The organism is Mesorhizobium sp. BHscii, from assembly GCF_053848065.1.
In genome coordinates, this window is the sequence record NZ_JBSPKW010000011.1 from 19,588 (window position 1) to 43,066 (window position 23,479).

17 protein-coding genes and 2 pseudogenes are annotated in these 23,479 nt (G+C 59.1%); 9 read left to right on the forward strand and 10 right to left on the reverse strand.

The genetic code is table 11. The annotated features are described in order from the left end of the window. The first annotated feature begins 311 nt into the window (after positions 1–311). Positions 312–3,167 carry a plasmid replication protein, CyRepA1 family gene (locus tag ACWTU7_RS16565; protein ID WP_455839291.1) on the forward strand — a complete coding sequence of 952 codons (2,856 nt, stop codon included), beginning with the start codon at positions 312–314 and terminating at the stop codon, positions 3,165–3,167. A gap of 261 nt (positions 3,168–3,428) precedes the next feature. Here the strand turns inward: ACWTU7_RS16565 and ACWTU7_RS16570 are convergent, their stop codons facing one another. Further along, positions 3,429–3,968: a hypothetical protein gene (locus ACWTU7_RS16570; RefSeq protein WP_455839290.1), complete on the reverse strand. Its 540-nt coding sequence runs from the start codon at positions 3,966–3,968 to the stop codon at positions 3,429–3,431. A 371-nt stretch (positions 3,969–4,339) separates the two neighbouring features. Then, positions 4,340–6,172 carry a recombinase family protein gene (locus tag ACWTU7_RS16575; protein ID WP_455839289.1) on the reverse strand — a complete coding sequence of 611 codons (1,833 nt, stop codon included), beginning with the start codon at positions 6,170–6,172 and terminating at the stop codon, positions 4,340–4,342. Between the two features lie 656 nt (positions 6,173–6,828). Here ACWTU7_RS16575 and ACWTU7_RS16580 point away from each other — a divergent pair. The 5 genes and pseudogenes from ACWTU7_RS16580 (at position 6,829) to ACWTU7_RS16600 (ending at position 11,234) form a co-directional block, all read left to right on the forward strand. Further along, positions 6,829–7,473 carry a M12 family metallopeptidase gene (locus tag ACWTU7_RS16580; protein WP_455839288.1) on the forward strand — a complete coding sequence of 215 codons (645 nt, stop codon included), beginning with the start codon at positions 6,829–6,831 and terminating at the stop codon, positions 7,471–7,473. Between the two features lie 132 nt (positions 7,474–7,605). Continuing rightward, the gene (locus ACWTU7_RS16585) at positions 7,606–8,313 is read left to right on the forward strand and encodes a hypothetical protein (RefSeq protein WP_455839287.1); all 708 of its coding nucleotides are present in this window, start codon (positions 7,606–7,608) and stop codon (positions 8,311–8,313) included. A gap of 47 nt (positions 8,314–8,360) precedes the next feature. Then, positions 8,361–9,119 (forward strand): hypothetical protein, encoded by a 759-nt coding sequence (locus ACWTU7_RS16590; RefSeq protein ID WP_455839286.1) that lies wholly within the window; start codon positions 8,361–8,363, stop codon positions 9,117–9,119. Positions 9,120–9,996: 877 nt separating this feature from the next. Further along, positions 9,997–10,899, forward strand: a pseudogene (locus tag ACWTU7_RS16595) (YifB family Mg chelatase-like AAA ATPase); the annotation flags it as partial. 26 nt (positions 10,900–10,925) lie between these two features. Then, entirely contained in the window at positions 10,926–11,234 is a 309-nt protein-coding gene (locus ACWTU7_RS16600) for a hypothetical protein (protein WP_455839285.1), read from the forward strand. Between the two features lie 28 nt (positions 11,235–11,262). On the opposite strand, the gene ACWTU7_RS16605 is transcribed toward ACWTU7_RS16600, so the two are convergent. From ACWTU7_RS16605 to lepA, 7 genes and pseudogenes are all read right to left on the reverse strand, one after another. Beyond that, positions 11,263–11,805 (reverse strand): hypothetical protein, encoded by a 543-nt coding sequence (locus ACWTU7_RS16605; protein ID WP_455839284.1) that lies wholly within the window; start codon positions 11,803–11,805, stop codon positions 11,263–11,265. A 328-nt stretch (positions 11,806–12,133) separates the two neighbouring features. Then, the gene (locus tag ACWTU7_RS16610) at positions 12,134–14,308 is read right to left on the reverse strand and encodes a malate synthase G (RefSeq protein WP_455839283.1); all 2,175 of its coding nucleotides are present in this window, start codon (positions 14,306–14,308) and stop codon (positions 12,134–12,136) included. A 289-nt stretch (positions 14,309–14,597) separates the two neighbouring features. Continuing rightward, positions 14,598–16,625, reverse strand: coding sequence for a hydantoinase/oxoprolinase N-terminal domain-containing protein (locus tag ACWTU7_RS16615; RefSeq protein ID WP_455839282.1), 2,028 nt, complete (start codon positions 16,623–16,625; stop codon positions 14,598–14,600). 358 nt (positions 16,626–16,983) lie between these two features. Further along, positions 16,984–17,359 (reverse strand): annotated as a pseudogene (locus ACWTU7_RS16620) (hypothetical protein). A 252-nt stretch (positions 17,360–17,611) separates the two neighbouring features. Continuing rightward, on the reverse strand, positions 17,612–18,124 hold the full coding sequence (locus ACWTU7_RS16625) for a hypothetical protein (protein ID WP_455839281.1): 513 nt from the start codon (positions 18,122–18,124) through the stop codon (positions 17,612–17,614). A gap of 11 nt (positions 18,125–18,135) precedes the next feature. Further along, positions 18,136–18,630: a hypothetical protein gene (locus tag ACWTU7_RS16630; protein WP_455839280.1), complete on the reverse strand. Its 495-nt coding sequence runs from the start codon at positions 18,628–18,630 to the stop codon at positions 18,136–18,138. A gap of 348 nt (positions 18,631–18,978) precedes the next feature. Next, entirely contained in the window at positions 18,979–20,784 is a 1,806-nt protein-coding gene (gene lepA, locus ACWTU7_RS16635) for a translation elongation factor 4 (RefSeq protein WP_455839279.1), read from the reverse strand. A 184-nt stretch (positions 20,785–20,968) separates the two neighbouring features. Here lepA and ACWTU7_RS16640 point away from each other — a divergent pair, with 184 nt between their 5' ends. Beyond that, a complete protein-coding gene (locus tag ACWTU7_RS16640) occupies positions 20,969–22,018 on the forward strand; it encodes a TadE/TadG family type IV pilus assembly protein (RefSeq protein WP_455839278.1) in 1,050 nt (349 codons plus the stop codon). A 44-nt stretch (positions 22,019–22,062) separates the two neighbouring features. Here the strand turns inward: ACWTU7_RS16640 and ACWTU7_RS16645 are convergent, their stop codons facing one another. Further along, positions 22,063–22,272: a hypothetical protein gene (locus tag ACWTU7_RS16645; RefSeq protein ID WP_455839277.1), complete on the reverse strand. Its 210-nt coding sequence runs from the start codon at positions 22,270–22,272 to the stop codon at positions 22,063–22,065. Here ACWTU7_RS16645 and ACWTU7_RS16650 point away from each other — a divergent pair. Further along, the gene (locus ACWTU7_RS16650) at positions 22,271–22,576 is read left to right on the forward strand and encodes a hypothetical protein (protein WP_455839276.1); all 306 of its coding nucleotides are present in this window, start codon (positions 22,271–22,273) and stop codon (positions 22,574–22,576) included. The two genes, ACWTU7_RS16645 and ACWTU7_RS16650, sit on opposite strands and share 2 nt — an antisense overlap. A gap of 107 nt (positions 22,577–22,683) precedes the next feature. Next, positions 22,684–23,424 (forward strand): peptide-methionine (S)-S-oxide reductase MsrA, encoded by a 741-nt coding sequence (gene msrA, locus ACWTU7_RS16655; RefSeq protein WP_455839275.1) that lies wholly within the window; start codon positions 22,684–22,686, stop codon positions 23,422–23,424. The last annotated feature ends 55 nt before the right edge of the window (positions 23,425–23,479 follow it).

The following is a 23,479-nucleotide window of genomic DNA, read 5'->3' on the forward strand; positions in this document are numbered from 1 at the left end:
TTTGCAACAAAGATTTTTCGTGCTCAGCAGCGGGTTTTGACGGCTCTGCCAATTTTAGCGCTAGGGGTCCCCGGACAACCCACTGATATCGCCGCGGATTCTGCGAATTAAGTTAAACCAATGGAGAATTGGTATAACTTAAGTATAGAATCATAAAATCCCTCACTATATTGCATTTTCATGCATTCGATGCTAAACAAGCATTAGTGACAAGCGGCGTCACATTTTTTAAAAATCACATTTTTCAAAAATTCCAGCATCCCGCTGGGCCACCTAACGCTAACTCAAAACCAACATCAAAGGATATTCTCATGAATGGTTTCACAACCAAACCCCTCCGCTTGTCTATAAACAAGCGCCTTATCAACAAAGACGAACTCAGCGACACCCTGGCAAAGGCTGAAGGGTTCGAACCATGTCAAATCAGCACCTCTGAGCTGATCAACCATATCAAGCGGGGCCACGCCTACTGCGCAGAGCTCGACGGCCGCCGTCGCGCTACCAACTTTGTCGCCACAGACATTCTGTCCGTGGACATCGATGGCGGTATGACCCTCACAGACGCGGTCCATCATCCGTTCATTCAGAAATACGCGTCTTTCATCTACACAACGTGCAGCCACACTGCCGAAGCCCATCGGTTCCGGGTGATCTTCGTTCTCGAGGAAACATTGCTCGACGCCGGCAATGCCAGAGCGGCGACGCGCTCACTTGCGCTTAAACTCAACGGGGACCCGAAGGCGATCGATGCTGCCCGAATGTTCTACGGCAATACCGCTGCGCAGATCACCGAGATTGGAATGACGCTGCCATCAGAGATTCTCGATGAGTTGATCGAGCAGACAGCTGCCGCAGGTTATAATGACAGATCGCTCGGCGTTGTGGGTACCGGTCGTTCCACGATCCAGTTGCCGCCAGACCTTGTGGTCACTACCGCCAATGGGGTCGAGGTCCTCCTTGCCAGCGCTCAGGCTAAAACCGAAGTGCACTGCCCGGTTCACGACGACAAGAACCCAAGCGCATTTGTCGTCGAGAACACCAGCAAGAGCAACAAGGGAGTGCATTGCAGCGCTTGCGGCGTGACATATTGGCAGGGACATCCCGAGCCGTATGATTTCGACGACTTCGATAAGGCGGCGCGAACAGCGTCAGATTCGTCACAAAAGCGATCGCTCCTGCCAATCGATACTTCCATCGACAGGCTTAAGGACGCGCACATCGCGTTCCGCGATGAGCAATTCCTCGGCTACATCCACCTTCAAGACGGGACGACGTTTATCAAAAGCCCGAAAGGCACGGGAAAAACGGAATTGCTTGCTCAGATTGTAGGTGCGACCAAGGGCCGTGTCCTTCTGATTGGGCATCGACGAGCATTGATCGAATCCATGTGCGTGAGGATGGGGCTGGCGTGCTACCTTCACGATGATCAGATCGACGAGCCCCTGACTAATCGTCGGCAACGTTATGGCATTTGTCTCGACAGCATCACGAAGGTGGTCCAGGAGAAGCCGTACGATCTCGTTTTGATCGATGAATCGGAGCAGGTGCTTGCGCACCTGCTTTCACAAACGCTGGGCGAAAAACGTCCCTACGTGATGCATGGGTTGATTAGCATTCTTGTCAGGGCAAAGCGCGTGATTGCCGCCGATGCCGACCTTTCACGGACCTCATTCGATTTTATCAAGGAATGGGCTGAGCGAGATGGACCAAGGAACACGCAAGTCGTGATCAACCAATATCGCTCTGAAAAGAGCAAGATCGCGGTGTTTGCATCGGAAAACCACCTGATTGGCGACTTTGTAACGTCCCTGAAGTTGGGCAAGCGCTGCTATTTTACGTCGAACTCCAGGGAGAAGGTCAAGGATATCGCCAAGCAGCTCGAGCAAGAATGCCCTGACATTGCGGTCCTGGTCGTCACGTCTGAGGAGACGGCGGACAAAAATCCAGCCGCGGCGGCGTTCATCAAGAACCCGTCGACTGAGGCAACAAAATATCAGGCCGTCCTGTCATCACCCTCGATCGGTTCAGGCGTGGATATTACGTTCCCCGGAAACGAGCAATTCTATGACACAGTTTACGGGTTGTTCGTGCCGCAAGTGTTGACCCACTTCGAGTGCGACCAGCAATTGGGGCGGGTTCGTCATCCAAAACAAGTGAAGGTCTATGTATCGCCGGCGACAGCTGCGTTCGAAACCGACCTCAGCGTCGTGGCAAAAGACGCGCTGACGGCATCCATTTTGGGTGGCAACTTCGTGGGATACACAGACGATTTTGTGCCCAGACCGATTTATCGCCCTGATCCGCTTGCCGGCGTTGCTGCGGCGATCATTTCCGCGCAGAGGGCATCAAAGAACCAGCTTTGGAGAAACTTCCTGCACTATAAGAGACAGCAGGGGTGGGAAATCGAACATGTGGGTCCGCACACCGAAATCGCGCATCTCGGCTTGGGAATCCTGACCGACGGCAAGGAACGCCGTGCTAGATTCCATGCTAACCGATTGATGCAAGCCAAGCCGCTCACTGACGAGGAGTTCGAACGGATCGACCGTCGCATCAGAAACTACGAGTTCGCCAACGATACTGAGCGGGCAGCCTACGAACGATCCGCGATCGAAGTCTTCTATAACAAACCGATCTCTGACGAGACTATCACGCTCGACGATAGGGGGCGCTTTCGTGCCTGCGTAAACAACTTCGAAATGATGGTGGATCGGACCACGGCCGAGGCGCTTAGCGAAGGTGTCCAAGATCCCGAGAGACGTAACCAGGCGAGGTTGCTTATCCCTAACGCTAAGCTGAGACGGATTCTGCTGATGGAGACGCTTTCCACAGCCCCGTTTTATCGGGATTTTGTGTTCACGCCCGAAGTGAAGTTTGGCAAGGCCGACCTTAAACCGTTCATCGATTGGATGAAGGACAATCGGATTGCTATCCAACAGCAGTTCGATATCGCCCCAAATAGAGGCATCGACAACAACCCGATCACTCAACTTCGACCGTTTCTGGCGATGGTGGGTCTTGACCTGGTCAAGCTGCCAAAAACCCGTGTAGGCGGAATTGCGGTCGTCGCGTATCAGATCAGCCAGGCCAGCTTGGATCGAATGATGGAGGTCACGGCAATCCGCAAAACAAAGAAGGTCTCTGGACGTCTTCAACTAGCCGCATGAGGGGACTGGCATTCAATTAGCTATATCTAACGCATGCCCTGCCCCTCTCTGTTAGGGGTGGGGCTTCCTTATTCAAATGTCGCTCTAGTGTAGAAAATAGACCACGGACACACACGCCGTTTGACGGGGTAATTCTAAGGACCACCAAAATCGGACAGGGTGATCGCAGAGTTAGTTAGATTCTTGATGGCGACGTCACACCCCAATTCTAAATACGACGATCCGCTGCTAAAACTCCCAACACCCTGCCTGAACCCTGCCTCAGTTCACTGATTTTTCGGCCTGAAACGGCAGCACCCTGAAATCGTCAGCGACTTTCAGCTCGTGATTATTGTGCACCATGAATTTCGCCATGTACGATGATGCACGACTCTCACCCGTCGAATTTCGATGGTCATGATCAAGCTGTTGGATATCCAGCTCTCGAATCGAAAACCGTTCTTTGATGGATGTGAGACGTTCTTCGTCGGCTAATAACTTTTGAAATCCATCTCGCGTTTGATCGGTGAAAATCCAGATCGAGTGGATGTGAGGGTTTTCCAGCTCTCCCATCGATTTCCAGTATCTCGATCCATTCATGTCCAGACAACCGATAGCTAGAGGTTTCAGGTCATGGAACGATGGTCGATGGTAATTCCTTCCGACCAGTTCACGGCAGATCAAGTTGTACAGGTCGGTGAACGTATCCATCTCCGTTTTGGCACCTGGACCGTCGATCCGTTCGGAAGCTTCTAGCCGCGGCTTGCGACTGGCATGATCGAATGAGATCGTGATGAAGAACCCGTTCCGTCGTTTGAACATCGAGCTGGGTTCGAATCTGCCTATGTGAGCCTTGGTAAACTGCTCGATCTTCTCGTCGAACCAAGATGCGTATTGAGATGAGATGGAGTGGGAAGAGGCCTGTGAGGGGCTTTGGTGCATTCTGGCTGGTCTTTCATAGGGATATAGACCCATCAAATCGATGGGATGAAAAAGCGTTTGCTGTTTGAAGTCGTGCGAGGATGGCCGTCGGCACGGCTTGAAACACCGATGTCGAATGTGGAAAAAGATGAACTGGAGAAACGGAGCAGAGCGGTTCTGGAGGTTCTAAGAGTGATAGCCGGATGACCAGCATCACTATTTAGGACAATGGACACACCGGTATTGTCAGCCCAAGTAGAAAAATCGTTGGCTCACTGAGCCGAGGCGGGCTCATCGAATATGTTGTCCCATCCGTCAGATATACCGAGGGGCATTCCGCGGTCGCTGCCTGAGATCGCTCCATGCTTGTCGACAATTGCCTCTGCGACGAAGTTCGTAGGATCGTTGTTTTTCAGGATAACACGCCGGGACACGCCGTCCGCAAGGACAACGCTAAAGCTTCGGTTGTAACGTTGAGCTTCACGATTTGTGCGCTTGACCGTTTCTAGAATCTGCTGACGCTCTTCCGGATCGATCGTAGCCGCATCGAGCAAGGCTGCAGCCTTATTCTGACGAGGTTTTGATCCATCAACGTACAAACGAAGGTCATTGACGATTTCGCGCAGCTTTCCTGCGAGCATAGATCGCTGTGAAAATGCATCGGGGCCTTCCATCTGCTGAAGCTGATCGATCAAAAGCCGCAGCTCGTCGGGTGAAATCGACTGCTTTTCGCGAGTTTCCCGTCGCTGCCGATCGACGTCCACTATCTCCTGTTCGATGGCAACCAAATCGGCATCGCATTCCCGCAATTTGGTAGTGAGAAACTCGACAGAGATCCCACCGTCGTTGATCAGCGAGTATGTTCGCTCACGCTTCAGCTCCAACTCGCTCTTTTTCTCGGTCAACGCGATTGCGCGTTCATCCAGGGTTAATGCTTCGGATTTTGCAGACGATGCTCGCAGAATTTCGGCCAAGTCGATCTCCTTAACGAACAGGAAGAATGACCTCTCAAAATCCTGATAGCGCCAAGCCGTTGGAACACAATCCAACCCCCGCAAAGCTTGCCTACATTTCAGATATGTCCCGCCTCCCGGCCCGAAGCCCTTATTGAGAAAATGCATCGGAGAACCGCAGTACCCACATTTAGCAAGATGGGTGAACAGGTTGCGCAACGATTCTCCCTTGCGTCCTCCACCTTCTATCCGCCGTTTGCCTCTGGCGAATTGCGCTCGGAGAAACAGCTCTTCATCGACGATTTGCGGATAATAGCCGGGAATTGCATCGCCAAACGGAATCCGTTTTCCATTCTGCTTGGTGTGCGGTTGGAACTCACCGAGAACTGCACGGGTTTGTAGGATTTTGGTGACATAGGACTGCACCCAGCCGTTCGACCTACCAAACGCTGGTATGCCCAAATCGTTCAGTCGTCGCGTAATAACAAAAGACCCCTGGCCGCTAGCGCTGTCCTCGTATATCCGCCTGACGATCTGTGCTCGATCCTCTGTTACTCCAAACGTTTTTCGGTCCGGTGAAAGTTCCAGCCAAGCCGGACATAGACCAGTCAGTTTTTTGTCATCGACGGCCCTTCGTTTGGCCTCCCAGGCAGCTGACAGCCGCTGGCTTTTGATTTCGGACTCCTCATTCGCGCGGGCCATCATTGCAATCGAGATGATCAACTGCGCGAATTCGGCTTCTCCGGCCTTGTACAGTTGATTGTCCGACAGCGTGACTAGGTTGATGCCATTCGACGTGATTTCGAAGAACAGAGGGACAGAGGCACTCAATTTTTGACGTGAGAGGCGATCAAACGACTCGACCAGCAGGTACGATCCTTTTGGAATTTTGCCGGCTTTCACCGCGTCGAGGAACTTACCAAGCGCCCCAGTCGAGATATTGTCGCCCTTGAACGCTGAGACACCGATGTCCTCCAGCCTGAAATCCTCAACGAGTTGGAGATCGTGCTCATCGGCATATTTCTTGGACCGCTCGGTTTGCCTTCGCAAACTGTCGCCCTTGAGCTGGATGTCGGTTGACATACGGATGTAGGAATAGGCGAGGGGCTTGTTCAGATGAGCACTCCAATTTGAAGATTTAATATCCCACAATCATCATGAATTCCAACCTCCCTCGTTTGTTTGATACGACATTGACGGTGTGCCACATTAATGCACCCGTTTCGCCCTTGGATTTTGCGGTCCACTGAACTGTCCCGAAACGCAGGACGAGGTTCAGGCTTGCCAATGTCCTTCCCTTGCGTCAATCTTGCCTTGAAAAGCCGCTCAACTTGGCGGGCGTCGGTTGGTCCTTAGTCCAAATAGGGAGGGTGGACATGGCGTCGCGAAGATACTTTCTAATTTTGTCGACTATCGCTGCTGCGTCGATATCCGGGGCGGCGTGGCCCCATTCTGTAGGTGACCAGCCGAATTTCCTCACTCCCCAAGTTCCAACGGCCACCGATTCTAACGGGCAGTTATTCCCCGCCGTCGTTGAAGGCGTGATTGACCAATTCAAATTATGGCAAGCTGGCTCTGTTATCAGAGGTTGCTTCTTTCAAAGCAGTCCTGCGGTCCGGGTCGCGTTCGTCGAAGCAGCGAACGAATGGCTGACAGAAGCCAATCTCAGCATAGATTTCGGCCAGACTCCGCAGTTCAGAAGTTGTTCGAGCGACGCTGGCTCGCAGATCCGTATTTCGTTTCAGCCAGTCGGAAATTGGTCCTACGTCGGAACAGACTCTATCAGAGTTGATCTTAACCAGCCTTCGATGAACATCCAGAGCGGCAACGCAATGGGAGTCTCGGTGACCGAGATGGGCTCATTTCGTGGAACCGTACTGCATGAGATTGGTCATGCTCTTAGCCTTCAGCACGAACATCAGAGTCCCGAGGCAAGCTGCGACACAGAGTTTGATTGGGACACGGTATACCCCGAGTTCAAACAACGATACGGCTGGGACAGGGCTAAAGTCGACCACAACCTCGGGACGCTTGTTAAATCTAAACGACTCCGAACAACGGCGTATGACCCCCACTCGATAATGCACTACTACTTCCCAGCTTGGATGTTTCGGGATGGCGAGGCAAGCGCGTGCTACACGGGCCACAATCACACGCTATCGCCACTAGACATAGCATCAATTAAGTCGGCGTACCCGCAGGACCCAGGTGCGCAATTGCAACTTGTCAATGGTCGCCTCGAAGCAACAAAGAGTCTCATCGAGGAGTCGATTTCCGATGACGAGGACTTTAGAGACGAGGTGAAGCGGGCAATCCAAGATGTTGTTAAGGACAACTTTCCTCAGGCCGACATAAGCATAATCTCTGGCGATAGCATTGCGACTGGAGACAAATCGCCCGTGATTAATAGGACATCCACAGAAGGGGGAGACATTAAGATCGACATTAAATGAGTTGTCTCATAGCCACTTAACACGAGAACGTGAGCACTACCGATGCCTTTCTGTCGACCGTATAGCGGCCTTTGCAGACGCATTTCCCTCAAGGTGCCTCTGGCGGCGTATTGCGCTTTTCTCGGAACTGCAGTGTATATTCCAACCGAAAGCTACGCTGACGCGATGGTCACGAGGGACTGTTCGCCAATTTTCGCGAATGTCGTATCCAACAGCATCTCTCTCAACATCCGCTGTGATGAGAAGACAGAGGAACGGCTAGTCCTCGATCTTGCTGCTGAACCCTGGCGGAAGGAATGTCAGTTTGCGATACCTGAAAGCTGGTATGCGGCCTTCGACGGCGCAAATTCGGTCTGGGAGATGGCCGCGCCAGGAACCTCGTATTTCTCCCGCTTTGACTTTGGAGTCGGCTTCGGACTGCGGAGTACTTACTGGACCGAAGAAGACGAAATGGCCGCCAACTCGCCAGAGGCTCAGGCCGCTGCTGAGGCTCCTTATGAGCTCCTGATCGATGCTGCTGGAGCTGAGGACGCTGTTGTTGATAAGATGAACGTTAGAATATTTGTCCAAATGGAAGACGGGAGCGAGCTGCAGAAGGGAAGTATATCAGTCGCCAAAAGTTCTAACATTTATACTGCAAAAATGGAGTTTGAAGACCAAGTTAATGCATATCCGAGAGTAGGCGACGAGATACCCGGCGTATGGTTTAGCTGTTTTTCTGATACGACGATAAACCTTATGACTTTTAAGAGTTTGTGTAAGACGGTAATTGAGAAGACGACGCTAAGCAAAGACTTTCAGTCCGCTTCCTGCGACAGTGACTCGGGTGATACTGAATAAAGGTCGCGGCGGCTCCTCTAGGTGTCTACTGACGAGGGAGCAAATTAATGTTCTCATCAATTGGGTATAACATCGGCCTGTCGCTGGTTTCAATTGCGGCCGTGCAGACCATGTGGACCAGTAGTGTGGTTGCGGACACTTTGCGGGCAAAGGACTGCTCCCCTATTCTAAATCAGGTCGTTGCTAACTCCATCGAGATTAACGTCCGATGCGATCCAGAGACAGAACTGGACATAATGCATCGGCTCGCGCAAGCGCCATGGGGGCAGCAATGCCACTTTCGATATCCAGATAGTTGGAATATTGCATCTGATAAGCAGCGTGGCATCGTTGCCATGTTTCCTGGAGTGGATAATTACTTCTCTCGTTTTGATTTCAAGCTGTCGTTTGGCTGGTCATCTCATGAGTACGATAAGGACTGGAAACCTGACCCGACCGTATCGTTGATGGACGGCGTTGTTGATGAGAACTTTATTGATACGTTCGGAGTTAATCCACTACGCGTCGTCGATCGTTTTAGACTCCGCTATTTTCAAACCTCGGAGTTTGGGAGCGATCTAAGGGTAGGCAATGTATCAGTCGTTCATGAATATCCATATGGTATTTATCAATCAGAGATCACTATCGCGGACCACTCCACACCTGAAGAGGATCTCGAAGATGGAGATACTATCCCGGAGGTATTCTTCAGATGTGAGGGAAGCGACGAGATGAATATCGATACATTTATGACTTTATGCAAGATTGTTGTCGAGAAGACGACGGCGACAAGTGATTTCAGTTTTGCGAAATGCGGATCGCAGTGATCGGGCCAACTGGATTTAACCAACGAGGCAAGGAAGTCGGCCATGGCGTTCGACCACAGGTTCCGAGATACGAGCCTATACGCAGGGACGCAGGGTTTGTCGGTGGTTTCTCGAGCTTAGACACATCTCCACCTACAGACAGGTGCTCAGGGGCCCGCGGCGGAGGGCGTGCAAGGAATTCAACTACCACGGTGCGGCGATCCCGTGGTTGGCCGCAAGGTGTGCGGCGAATGCCGAATCGGTCTTAGAGACCAAGCGGGCAAGATGCGCGCCCGGCCTTCTCTCAGAAGTCCCAGCGTAAGCCGTGCGTCCCGTTGCCGTCCCGCAGCCAAGAGACATTTGTTTGGTAGCGAAAATCCATGAGCGACCGAATGTCGGACGAGGACCCACACATTAATCCGCTGTCGCACTTCGCCCTCGTTCCATTGGCGTCTCGGCCTGTGCCACTCCCAGGACGGCCAAGGGTTGAAGCCATGGCTGTCGCGAAATAGGTCGGACTTTGACATCGTCGGGTGTGTTGAACCTCTTGATGGCAGTCTCTATCGCTCTCTATCGCTGGCCGTCTCATCTGAAAGGTATGAACGGCCCAACCTGGAGCCGCCGCGGCAGCGCCGTTTAGATAGGCAGCAATGGCATCAAGCCTTCTCCGCAAGCACCTTCTGGATATACGCCTGCCAAGCTTACGGTCATCAACACGCCCGCGCGATGTATTGCGTCCTGGTGACGGCGGCGGCCTCGTCCGTGTTGAAGTCTACTGTGAATTGCTAGCAGCTGATCAAGACTAAGAGGCTGTTGAATTCCGCTAGTGATCCCGACGCAAAATTGCCCCTGTAACACATCTTGTTATGAGTGTGCTATATTAAAGTTTTTAATATTCCACACTATTCTGATGGTCGGACCGCCGGGATCGGGAAAATCGATGCTGGCGCAGCGGTTGCCGTCGATCCTGCCGCCGCTGGCGCCGAGGGAATTGCTTGAAGTCTCGATGATCGCGTCGGTGGCCGGTGAGCTCGGCGAAGGCAAGCTGACCGACCGGCGGCCGTTCCGCGCCCCGCACCATTCGGCCTCGATGGCGGCCATGGTCGGCGGCGGCCTGCGGGTGCGGCCGGGCGAGGCGTCGCTTGCCCATCACGGCGTGCTGTTCCTCGACGAGTTTCCCGAATTCTCGCCGCAGGCGCTCGACGCGCTGCGCCAGCCGCTGGAGACCGGCGACTGCATGATCGCCCGCGCCAACCATCGGGTCACCTATCCGGCGCGCATCCAGCTGGTCGCGGCGATGAACCCGTGCCGCTGCGGCATGGCCGGCGAGCCGGGCTATCGCTGCCTGCGCGGCGACCGTTGCCGCACCGACTACCAGGCGCGCATTTCCGGCCCGCTGCTCGACCGCATCGATCTCCGGATCGAGGTGCCGGCGGTCTCGGCCAGCGATCTGATCCGGCCGGACCGGGCAGAGAAGAGTGCCGCTGTGGCGCTGCGCGTCGCTCGCGCCCGGACAATCCAGCGCGAGCGTTTCGAGCGGCTCGGCGCGACCACTGCCACCACCAACGCGCATTGCTCGCCCTCGGTCATCGAGGAAATCGCGATGCCGGATGCATCAGGCCTGTCGCTGCTCAGGGACGCCAGCGAAAAACTCGGCTTTTCCGCGCGCGCCTACCACCGGGTGCTGAAAGTGGCGCGAACGCTGGCCGATCTCGAGGCCAGCGAGACGGTCGGCCGCATCCATCTGGCCGAGGCGATTTCCTACCGCATGAGCTCGGAGCGAATGGCGCAGGCGGCGTAGAGTGCAACGTTCGGGCGCCGGAAAGCTTGACCGCCGAGCAGTCAGCAGGCTATGCACCGGTTCTGCTGGGCTGCCGGATCATCTCAAGGGGCTCGACGCGCAGTTGCTACCTGTCGGGAAGAACCATCGTCGCCAGGTCGGCCAACCAGACGCCGTCGGCCGCCAGCCTGACGATTTGCGTGGCGCATGTCGCCATCGGTTGCGAGGTGCCGCCGCTCGAAGCGGGCCTGGAACGAGCTGACCCACAATACGCGCGGATCGGCGTCGGTCAGCCTGCGGGCCGGAAGCGGCCCGCGCCGGCAAGGTATTCGACATTCCGGCGCTATGCAGCCTGACCGCAATCGCCAGTCATTTCCGCGGCGGCTACTTAACCGGGATCATGAGATGTGCGTAGGGAGTGCCCGCCCACATCACATATGGCCTGGACGTGTCAGGTTTGGGGTCAGTCGGATAGCCGTGCATCATATCCGTTGCGTTGACGATCATCACGTGCGGTCCAGTCTCCACCCAATTGTTGCCTGCCTCGGGCTTCGTCGCATAAGGATCGGTGTTGCTGCCATCGGTGCCGCCGGACAGCATATACATGAAGCCGACCTTGCCCTTGGGCGGTTCCTTTTTTCCCATCCACGCCACTGCCCATTCCATCGCGTTGGCATCGCCACACATTGGATCCGGGCCAGGCGTGGCCGGGTTGTCCGGCATGCACCAGAAGCCGTTTGTGCCCTCGCGCAGTGTGCGCATTGCACCCTTCGCATCCATGGCGTGGATCGTAGCGCCGCTTCCTACAGCGGGGGGTGCGGCGGATTCAGCGCTCTTGATCATCGCAGCGTCATCGGCGGCTGCGCCTTGAATCGCAAACAAACTGCCCGCCGCCAAAAGGGCAGCGACCGTCAGAAGCCGTTTCATGGCCGTTCTCCGGTTTCGAGTTGATCTTGTGCATGATGTCAGACGCACGGCCTCCCAGAGCCGTTTGTCGGTGATTAAAATCGTAGCAGATCGCATGCACCGGGACAACGACGTTTTAGGAATGTCTAATATCTGTCGGGTGAGTCATGCTGAAGTTCTGCTGCATTAATCCGTGCATTTCTCTGTGTTGAACATCCGGCATGTTTTTTCCCGAGATGCTCTGGAGCGGGCTGCGACATGCCTTCGGCCTGAGCAGGAATAGGCGCAAAAATTTCTAACCACCTGGAAACGCCCGGAGTGGGGCCAGCACGTTTGCAACGGCGGCGTGTCAGCCAGCGCCCTCCTTTGCCTTCAGCTCCAGCCGTCGTGCGTGCAGCACCGGCTCGGTGTAGCCGTTCGGCTGGACTCGGCCCTTGAAAACGAGGTCGCAGGCGGCGAGGAAGGCGATGGACCTGTCGAAGTCGGGCGCCATCGGCCGGTAGAGCGGATCGCCTGCGTTCTGGCGGTCGACGACGCCAGCCATGCGCTTCATCGTCTCCATCACCTGGTCTGAGGTGCACACGCCATGGTGCAGCCAGTTGGCGATATGCTGCGAGGAGATACGCAGCGTGGCGCGGTCCTCCATCAGGCCAACGTCATTGATGTCAGGCACTTTCGAGCAGCCGACGCCTCGGTCGATCCAACGAACGACATAGCCCAGAATGCCTTGCGCGTTGTTGTCGAGCTCCTTCTGGATTTCTTCTTGAGACCAGTTCGGCCGCGCCGCGACCGGCACGGACAGGATGTCGTCGAGCTTTGCCTTGGGCCGACTTTTCAGCGCCACTTGGACGGCAGGGACATCGACCTTGTGGTAGTGGGTGGCGTGCAGCGTCGCCGCCGTCGGCGACGGCACCCAGGCGGTGTTGGCGCCGGCCTTGGGATGAGCGATCTTTTCCGCCAGCATCGCCGCCATAAGATCGGGCATCGCCCACATGCCCTTGCCGATCTGGGCGTGGCCGGCCAGCCCGCATTCCAGCCCGGTGTCGACGTTCCAGGCTTCGTAGGCGGCAATCCAGGCGGCCTGCTTCATGTCGCCCTTGCGGATCATCGGGCCGGCTTCCATCGAGGTGTGGATCTCGTCGCCGGTGCGGTCGAGAAAACCGGTGTTGATGAAGACGACGCGGTCTTTGGCGGCGCGGATCGCCTCTTTGAGGTTGACGGTGGTGCGCCGCTCCTCGTCCATGATGCCCATCTTGATGGTATTTTCGGCCATGCCGAGCAGCGCCTCGACGCGGCCAAAAATCTCGACGGCGAAGGCGACTTCCTCCGGCCCGTGCGTCTTGGGCTTTACGATATACATCGAGCCCGCGCGGGAATTGGCGCGGCGTCCGTTCGGCCCGACATCGTGCAGCGCGATCAGCGCCGTCATCGCCGCATCCATGATGCCTTCCGGCACCTCGTTGCCGTCGCGGTCAGAGATCGCCGGATTGGTCATGAGGTGGCCGACATTCCTGACCAGCATCAGCGAGCGGCCGGGCAGGGTCAGCGTGCCGCCATCAGGCGCGGTATACGACCGGTCGGGATTGAGTTTTCGCGTAAAGGTCTTGCCGCCCTTGGTGATCTCCTCGGCAAGGTCGCCCTTCATCAGGCCGAGCCAGTTGCGGTAGACCACGACCTTGTCCTGCGCATCGACCGCGGCGACCGAATCCTCGCAGTCCTGAATGGTGGTCAGCGCCGATTCCAGGATGACATCGGCAATGCCGGCTGCATCGGTCCGGCCGATCTGATTGGCGCGATCGATGACGATTTCAATATGCAGGCCATTCCTGGTGAGCAGGACAGCTTCGGGATCGGCGGCGTCGCCGCGATAGCCGACGAACTGCCTGGGATCGGCGAGCGTGGTGGCGCCGGCGCCCTCGCCCAGCCGCAACATGCCGTTGGCAACCGAAAGCCCGTTCACCCCAGCCCATTTGCCTGTCGTCAGCGGCACCGACTCATCGAGGAAATTCTTGGCCCAGGCAATGACCTTGACGCCACGCGTCGGGTTGAAGCTCCTTCCCCTCTCGGCGCCGTCGGTCTCGGGAATGGCGTCGGTGCCGTAGAGCGCGTCGTAGAGCGAGCCCCAGCGCGCATTGGCGGCGTTGAGCGCGTAGCGCGCGTTCATCACCGGCACCACCAGCTGCGGCCCGGCGACCACCGATATTTCCGGGTCGACATTTTCGGTCGCGACGGAGAAGGGCGGCCCTTCCGGCACGAGATAGCCGATCTCCTTGAGGAAATCCTTGTAGGCTTCCATGTCGCTGGGCGCGCCATTGTCGCGATACCAGCGGTCGATCTGGTCCTGCAGGGCGTCGCGCTTTTCGAGCAGCGCCCGGTTCTTCGGCGAAAGATCGTGCACGATGGCCGCAAAGCCGGTCCACAACGCGTTGGCTGCAATGCCGGTGCCCCGCAGCGCCTCGTTCACGACGAAATCATAAAGCTCGCGGGCAATCCGCAATCCAGCGATTTCGACGCGATCGGTCATCGGAGGTTCTCCAGACGAAAGGCTTTGCGCGCTTTGGCATGTCAGGGTGGCAGGGTCAATTCAGCTTAGGGTGAAGGAGGATATTTTACGCTGTTTCAAGACCTGGGTTCCTCGCCCCCGCAGGGCGGGGGAGAGGTGGCCGCGAAGCGGCCGGAGAGGGGGCTTTCGTAAGGCGCAGTCCCCCTCTCCGTCTCGGCTTCGCCGAGCCACCTCTCCCCCATTTTGTGGGGCGAGGAACCCAAGCTGGAGTGATGCCGCGATTCACAGCTCGCCCTCTGGCCTGTCGCGCTCAAACCGCAATCCTTGGCCTGCCGGACGCCACCGCCACCACATGCGCCTCGATGAACATGCGCTGACCCTCGACGGTGGAGACGCGGAATTCGCTGGCGATTTCGATCTCGGCGCTGTCGGTGCCGGCGTCCCTGGCCCGCCCGGCGGCAATCGCGCGCACATCGGTCTCCGCCGCGGCGATCGCCGCCGCCTCGTCGACAAAATCGCGCACGGTTTCGCCTGACGCGACGCGAAACAGCCCCTCCTTGGGCTGGCTGACCCGCGCCTCCGCCGAGACCCTGACCTGACCGACGACGGCGCCGAGCGCATTGGCGACGTCAGTATCCTCAGGCACTACGCAGCCATTGCCGACCAGCTCGGCCAGGCCGGCATAGTGCAGCGGCGCCGAGGCGCCGAGGCCGATGACCGGACGGTCGAGCGCGACGCTGAGCCGGGCGATGCCGGGATGCGCGTCGACGGCGCGCTGGACCAGCGCATGCGCCACGGTCGCGGCGCCGTCGAGCCCGTCCTCGGCAAAGGCGGTTTCGAGGATGACTTCCGCCGACCAGCGCGTCAGCGTCACCAGCACCCGCTCGGAGATCGCCTCCGGCGTCGCGGCGATGAACTGGCCGCGGCCGTCGCGCTTGCGGGCGAACAGTTCGGCGCCGAGCCTCGCGGTGGCGGCATCCCAGTTGGCCTGCTTGCCCAGCACATGGGCGGCATCCGAAGGCGTGAAGCCCGAAATGTGCACCAGGCCGCGCGACACCAGCCGGTTCAAGGTGGCGTTCTGGGCGTTCGAGGTGAGCAGCCTGTCGAGGGCGAGCGGCACGCTGCCGATCGCCTCGTACAGCCTCGCTTCCGGAGCGGTGAGGCCGGCGGCGAGCCGCTCCGGCACGCCGGTGCGCACGGCGAAGCGGCCATCCATGCGGCCGGGGTTCGGCGCCCGCAGTTGGCGCTCCAATTCTGAGGTGACGGCTTCGCCATGCACCATGCCGGCCAGCGCCAGCGGCACCAGGCGGCGCGGCCCGAGCAGGATTTTCGGGCTGAGCACGCCGTCCTCCAGCGCCACTTCGGAATCGCCGCCAAGCCCAAAAGTGCGCATGGCCACCGCCTCGACCATGGTGCGGAAGCCACCGACGGTGGCCCCTTCCGGATCGAGCCTGGGACGGCCCTTGTCGAGCACGGCGACGTCGGTGGTGGTGCCGCCGATGTCCGATACCACGGCATCGTCGAGGCCGGTCATGTGGCGGGCGCCGACCAGGCTGGCGGCCGGCCCGGACAGGATCGTCTCGATCGGCCGCTGGCGGGCAAAGGCGGCCGAGACCAGGGCGCCATCGCCACGCACCACCATCAAGGGGGCGGCGATGCCGCGCGCGGCGAGAAAGCCTTCGGTCGCCGCCACCAGCCGGTCGATCATCGAGATCAGCCGGGCGTTGAGCAGCGTCGTCAGCGCCCGGCGCGGGCCGCCGAGCTTGGCCGACAGCTCGTGACTGGCGGTGACCGGCAGGCCGGTTTTTTCGCGGATGAGTTCGCGGGCGGCGAGCTCATGCGCCGGGTTGCGGGTGGCGAAATAGGCGCAGACGGCAAAGCCGGACACCGAGGCGCCGAGTTCCGGCAGTGCCGCCTCCAGCCCGGACAGGTCGAGCTTTGCCGCATTGCCATGCACATCGTGGCCGCCGGGGCAGAACACGACCGGGTCGCTGCCGAGTGCCGCCTTCAGCCCGTCGCGGGCAAGATCGCCTTCGGAAAAGCCGATCATCACCAGCGCCACGCGGCCGCCCTGGCCCTCGACCAGCGCGTTGGTGGCAAGCGTCGTCGACATCGACACCAATTTTATCGCTGCAGGATCGGTGCCGGCTTTCTGCAACACCGCGTCGACCGCGCCCGAAATACCGACCGCCAGATCGTGGCGGGTGGTCAGCGCCTTGGCCTTGGCCAGGACTTTGCCGTTAGGGCCGCCGGCTTCCGACCACAGCACGGCATCGGTATAGGTGCCGCCGGTGTCGATGCCGAGGAACAACGGTGAGGATTTGGTCTTGGCGGTCATATTCTGGCAGCGGTCCGGAAATTTTGTTCCCCGCCCCTTAGCCGATACGGAACGGCGGATAAAGCTGCGAGCGCTGGGCCACGATGGAGTTCCGATCTCCCCCCGTTGGGGGAGATGGCCGGCAGGCCAGAGGGGGGCGCTGTCCCCGCCAGCGTCGCAATACTTGGGTTCCTCGCCCCTGCGGAGCGGGGGAGAGGTGGCCGCGAAGCGGCCGGAGAGGGGCTTCGTAAGGCGCCGTTCCCCCTCTCCGTCTCGGCTTCGCCGAGCCACCTCTCCCCCACTTCGTGGGGGCGAGGAACCCAAGCCGAATTGATGCCGCGATCCTTCGCGCACCCCTCAGCGATAGGGCGAGACCGCCCTACGGCACCAGATCGATCTCCTCGGTCTCGCCGCCGTCGCAGGTGTAGCAGCAATCGTCGCATTTTTCGGTGTTGCCGGGGCCGACGCCCCAATAGGTGCCCTCGTCGCCATCGACCCAGGCGCCGTAGCAGATCGATTCGCCATCGTTGCAGGACAGCGGGATCGACTTGGTCTCGCCGTCGTTGAGATAATAATCCTGATCGGTTGCCCGGCCAGATATGGTCGCGGTCCTGGCTGTAGAGCTCGACGCGCATGGCGTTGGGATGGCTGTTCCTGATCTCGAAAGTGACGTCGCCGGCATGAGCGACGGGCGCAAACAAGGCGGCAAGAAAAAACGCGACGGCAATGCGCCGCGCGGAAGTGTTAAGACACATGGATGATTCCCCCCGGAACGAAACGGCCTGCCCGGCCGCGAGGGGAACATGGCATGATGCGCGGAGCGGTGGAAGGGGGACGCTGGGTTTTCCCTTCTCCCCTTGTTGTGGGAGAAGGTGGATCGGCGCGCAGCGCCGAGACGGTTGAGGGGTGCTGGACGGAATGAGGCGTTGGTGTTTTCTGGAACACCCCTCATCCGTCGCCTTCGGCGACACCTTCTCCCACAACAAGGGGAGAAGGGAAAAGCCGCTTTACCCCTCCACCGCCACATGCGGCGCCAGCCGCCGGATCGCCGCGATCATGTCCTGCCCCTGGACGTCGAGCGAGGAGATTTCCATGTGCACGATGTTCTTGCCGAAGGGCAGCATCCGGCCGAGCGCATTGGCCGGTGCGTATTTGATCTCCTCGGGCGGCTCCCCGGTCAGCTCGAAATTGAGCATCGCCGCACCCTTGCCGCCGGAGGCGAGCCGCACGCTGCGCACATTCTGCCAAGGCACCAGCACGTCGCCGGCGCGGCGGTCGCGAAAGCCCTTGTCGTCGAGCACGACCTTGACCGATTTGTCGAAGGCGCCGCGCGCGATGAAGAAGCCGAGCGCCAGGCAACCGAGCGCCAGAAGCACGATCACCAGCACCCACCCGCCAGCCGCGCCCGCCGCCAGCCCCTGCAGCGCGCCGACAGCGAAGATCGCGCCGATCAGGAACGGCCCGATGGCCGGGAAGATCTTGCCCGTCGCGCTGTTGCGGATTTCGAGCGGGGTAGACATTTTTTTCCCGCTCACCGTTCGGGCTTCAGCAGGGTCCAGATCCAGCCGACGAAGGTGAGGACCAGGAAGGGATAGCCGGCGGCGGGCAAGGGCGACGACGTCGGCAGCAAGGGCGCACCCCAGAGGATTATGCAAGCCGACACGACGAACAGCAAAGCCGCGATAACAGCGGTGAGCCGCATCCACAGCGCAAAAGTGCTCGGCACGCTTACCATGATCAGCGCCGCCGCCCAGAGCGAGATGCCGCCGACATAGGAGGGAACGCTGGCCTCAAGCCCCGCCGCATTGCCTGCCAGCAGCAGGCCCTCGCCGGCGAGGAAGGTCAGGACCCCGGCCGCGATGCAGTCATTGCCCAGCCGCTGATACTTCATCGTCAACAGCGCCGTCGCGATTACGAGCGCCACGCCGTCGATCGTCCAGAGCGTTTCTCGGAGTGGAGCGCTTGCCGCGAAGGTTCCGGCAAGGCCGAAGATGCCGCCAATGGCGAAATCCGGAGTGGAGCGCATGTCATGTCTCCCCAAGCCGAGAGGATAGCGCAGGGCGGGGCGTCCTCCAACGGATAAGCAATGCCGCTGCGCAGTTAAATGCTTCCGATGGCGCCATTGCGAATTTTGAGCGACGGAGCCCGACGGCAGCACAAATTTTATTCAGAATGGCTACAGCGGCTTTGCCACGGGCGGCGATGGGACTGTGTTTTTCAGCATGGAAAGCGTCTAATGGGCCCCGAAGACCAAGCAGCTCCAACGTGCGAATATGCTATTGTATGTTCCCGGGGAATCCGCGACACCGAGGCCGTCCAGTCAGCGTCATCGGATGAGTTCCAAGGCTCTGGTGATGTCGGTTAGGTAGCGCCCTCAATCCCCCATCTTCAGCGCCTGGATAAACGCCTCCTGCGGGATATCCACCTTGCCGAATTGGCGCATCCGCTTCTTGCCCTCTTTCTGCTTGTCGAGCAGCTTGCGCTTACGTGAGACGTCGCCGCCGTAGCATTTGGCGGTGACGTCCTTGCGCAGCGCCGAGATCGTTTCCCGGGCGATGACCTTGCCGCCGATCGCAGCCTGGATCGGGATCTTGAACAAATGGTGCGGGATCAGCTCCTTCAGCTTCTCGCACATCTGCCGGCCGCGCTTTTCCGCCGCCGTACGGTGGACCAGCATGGACAGCGCGTCGACAGGCTCCTCGTTGACCAGGATCGACATTTTCACCAGGTCGCCCTCGCGGTAGTCGGTCAAATGATAATCGAAGGAGGCGTAGCCCTTGGAGATCGACTTCAGCCGGTCGTAGAAGTCGAAGACGACCTCGTTGAGCGGCAAATCGTAAGTCAGCATGGCGCGCTTGCCGACATAGGATAGGTCCGCCTGGATGCCGCGCCGGTCCTGGCAGAGTTTCAGGATGCCGCCGAGATACTCGTCCGGGGTGAGGATGGTGGCGCGGATCCACGGCTCCTCGATGGCCGATATCTTGACCACGTCGGGCATGTCGGCCGGGTTGTGCAGTTCCTTCGTCGTGCCGTCATTGAGAGCCAAGCGGTAGACAACCGATGGTGCGGTGGCGATGAGGTCGAGGTTGAACTCGCGCTCCAGCCGCTCCTGGATGATTTCCAGATGCAAGAGGCCGAGGAAGCCGCAGCGATAGCCGAAGCCGAGCGCGGCGCTGGTTTCCATCTCATAAGAGAAAGAAGCGTCGTTGAGGCGCAGCTTGCCGACTGCGGCGCGCAGATCCTCGAAATCGGCGGCGTCGACCGGGAACAGGCCGCAGAACACCACCGGCTGCGCCGGCTTGAAGCCGGGCAGGGCCTGTGCCGTCTGGCGCTTGTCCTCGGTGATGGTGTCGCCGACGCGAGTATCGGCGACTTCCTTGATCGAGCCGGTGAAGAAGCCGAACTCGCCGGGGCCGAGCTCGTCGACATTGATGCGGGCAGGGGTGAAGACGCCGGTGCGCTCGACCAGGTACTTGGCGCCGGTGCCCATCATGCGGATGGTCTGGCCCTTCTTCAGCACGCCGTCGATGATGCGGACCAGCACGATGACGCCGAGATACGCGTCGTACCAGGAGTCGACCAGCATCGCCTTCAGCGGTGCTGCGATGTCGCCCTCGCGCGGCGGCGGCAAATCATTGACGATCGCCTCCAGCACGTCGGGAATGCCGAGCCCGGTCTTGGCCGAGATCAGCACGGCGTTCGAGGCATCGATGCCGATCACCTCCTCGACCTGCTCGCGGATGCGCTCGGGCTCGGCGGCCGGCAGGTCGACCTTGTTCAGCACCACGACGATCTCGTGGTTGTTGTCGATGGCCTGGTAGACATTGGCCAGCGTCTGCGCCTCGACGCCTTGAGAGGCATCGACGACCAGCAGCGAGCCTTCGCAGGCGGCGAGCGACCGCGACACTTCGTAGGCGAAGTCGACATGGCCGGGCGTGTCGATCAAATTGAGGATATAGTCCTCGCCATTGTTGGCGCGGTATTTCAGCCGCACCGTCTGAGCCTTGATGGTGATGCCGCGCTCGCGCTCGATATCCATCGAGTCCAGCACCTGCTCCTTCATGTCGCGCAGCTCCAGCCCGCCGGTCAGCTGGATCAGCCGGTCGGCAAGCGTGGATTTGCCATGGTCGATATGGGCGACGATGGAGAAATTGCGGATGTTCTTGATCGGCGTGGTCATGCCGCGCGCTTTAGCAGGGGCAGCTTGCCCGGGCAAGCTGCCGGGCGTGCGGCCAAAGCAATCGCTGAGGTTTGCGCTGCCGGACGGGGGGCGCAACACCGTTAAGCTTTGATCCACCAGATTAGAGCATAGTTCGCGCCCTGCGTGACAGGCAACGACCTGTCACCGTTTGGGGGGCCAAGCAATGCCACAGTCTGGAAGCCATTTTCTCCGTTGCGAGAGCGGCTCCTTAGCGCCGATACTCGCCATCATGCTGATCCCGATGTGTGCCGCTCTGGGCTTTTCAATCGACTACAACTCAGCCGTTGCGACCAAGGGATCGATGCAGAATGCGCTCGATGCGGCGACCCTGTCGATCACGACGCTGCCAACCAGCACGTCACTGGCGGACCGTCAGTTGAAACTGCAGGAGTCGTTTACGGCCAATAGCGGGCAAGGCACCGCCAAGCTCGACAGCTTCGTCCTCGCTGCCGACGGCACCGCCAGCATCAATGCTTCGGCCCGCTTTGCCATGCCGACGAATTTCATGCAGATCGCCCACGTCGACACGGTGCCGATCGGCGTCGCGTCGGCGGTGCGCAAGCGGCCGGCGCTGGTGCAGACCACGTTCAAGGTCGACCTGGTCTCGGGCCATTGGGGCAAGACGATGACGCTCTATGGCACGAAATTCGGCGAGACGGCGATCAACCCGTTGATGAAGATCACCTATGTCTACAACAACTTTGGTGATCCGAAAGGCTACGGCACGTCGACAGTGTATACTGTCAATGGATCGACGAGCACGAAGGTCCAGGAACAAAAATGCACAACCAGGACGGTGTTGAGTTTCAGCAACCTGCCTACCGGGGCGATCACACAAGTTAGCGGCAACAAGAGATACCTGACCACCTGCACCAACACCATGTACCCCGCCAATGGCGCCGGCGCGGTGATCGACGTCAGCCTGATGGATGTGCTGTATCTGCAGATGGACGTGCCATCGGCTCGGCCAAACAAGCTCAAGTCGAATGACGCAAACACATCGAACCGGTTGTACATCGACGGCGTTGAAGTCGCGAACGGCAAACTGGTTGACATCTTCACCGCCGTGCCGTGCGGCCAACCCAGCCAGCAGGCCTGGGAAGATGGCGGCAATCCCGTACCGGCTCCGGTGTCCAACGCCGACTTCTTCTACACCGTGACAGGCAAATGCGACTTCAACCAGCGGCCTTCGCAAACAGTGCTTACGCAATAGGCTGGACAGGTCGCGTCCAGAGAGGACGCGCATTCGCATACATCTCATTTCAACGCCGTCCGGTCGCCACGGGCGGCGTTTTTGTTGCGGGCGACGGTGGCGAGTTCGAAGCGCGCGGAGGTGACACTGCCTTCTCCCTTGTGGGTGAAGGCAAGAACGATCACGAAGCGGTGATGGCTGTAACGAAGGCCCAGGCGGCGGCGAAGAACCGATGTGATCGCCATTCCGGCGGCCACCACCCTGGGAGACCCCATGACCAATCGCCTGACCTTGCCGGCACTTGCCTTCGCGCTTTGCTCGACGGCGCTTTTTGCCGCCGGCATTGCCCGCGCCGAAGATGCGATGAAGCCGGCCGATGCGATGGCGACTGGCGCCATGAAACCAGCGACCGAAGCGATGAAGCCCGCGGATCCGATGGCGGCCGAAAAGATGAAGCCCGCGGATCCGATGGCGGCCGAAAAGATGAAGGACTGCATGGACAAGGCTGCCGTGGAAACCGACGCGATGAAAAAGGACGCGGCGACCAAGACCTGCAACGAAATGGGGACGGCCAAGTAGGCCGCGTCCGGAACGGGGCGCGGCCGATGCACGCGCCGCACGGCAATGTGAAACCGCGACGGACCTATCTGTCGTATAGTCTTAAACTCATGCATGGGAGATCAGAGATGACCGGCATTGAAAAACCCGCCGCGAAACGATTGACGAACTTCGCCAGGGGCGCGCTTGCGGCGCTGATGCTTGCGGCGGCCGGCGCCGCCTTGTGGCAGAAGCCGGCAATCTCGGCCGAGAAGGCGGTGGTGATCCCACCGCCGGCGATGGACGAAAAACCCGCCGCCGGCACCGCCAAGGCGATCTTCGCCGGCGGCTGCTTCTGGGGCGTGCAAGGCGTGTTCCAGCACGTCAAGGGCGTGACCAGCGCCGTGTCCGGCTATGCCGGAGGCGACAAGGACACCGCCGTCTACGAGACGGTCGGCACCGGCCGCACCGGGCACGCCGAAGCCGTCGAGATCACCTACGAGCCGTCCAAAGTGACCTACGGCCAGTTGCTGCAAGTGTATTTCTCGGTCGCGCACAACCCGACGCAGCTGAACTATCAGGGTCCGGACCGCGGCCCCCAATACCGTTCGACGATCTTTGCCGAAAGCGACGCCCAGAAGAAGATCGCCGAGAGCTACATCGCCCAGCTCGACAAGGCCAAGGTGTTTCCGGAGCCGATCGTGACCACGCTGGAGACCGGGAAAACCTTCTATCCGGCCGAGGACTATCACCAGGATTTTTTGACGCTGAACCCGACCTACCCCTATATCGTCTACAACGACCTGCCCAAAATCGAGAATTTGAAGACGCTATTCCCAGACCTTTACAGCGAAAAACCGGTGCTGGTGCTGGCCGCCAACAAGAGCTGATCTTTTGCCAGCGTGTACTTGGTGCGTCCAAGTGGACGCACGTCGGCGTAAGGTG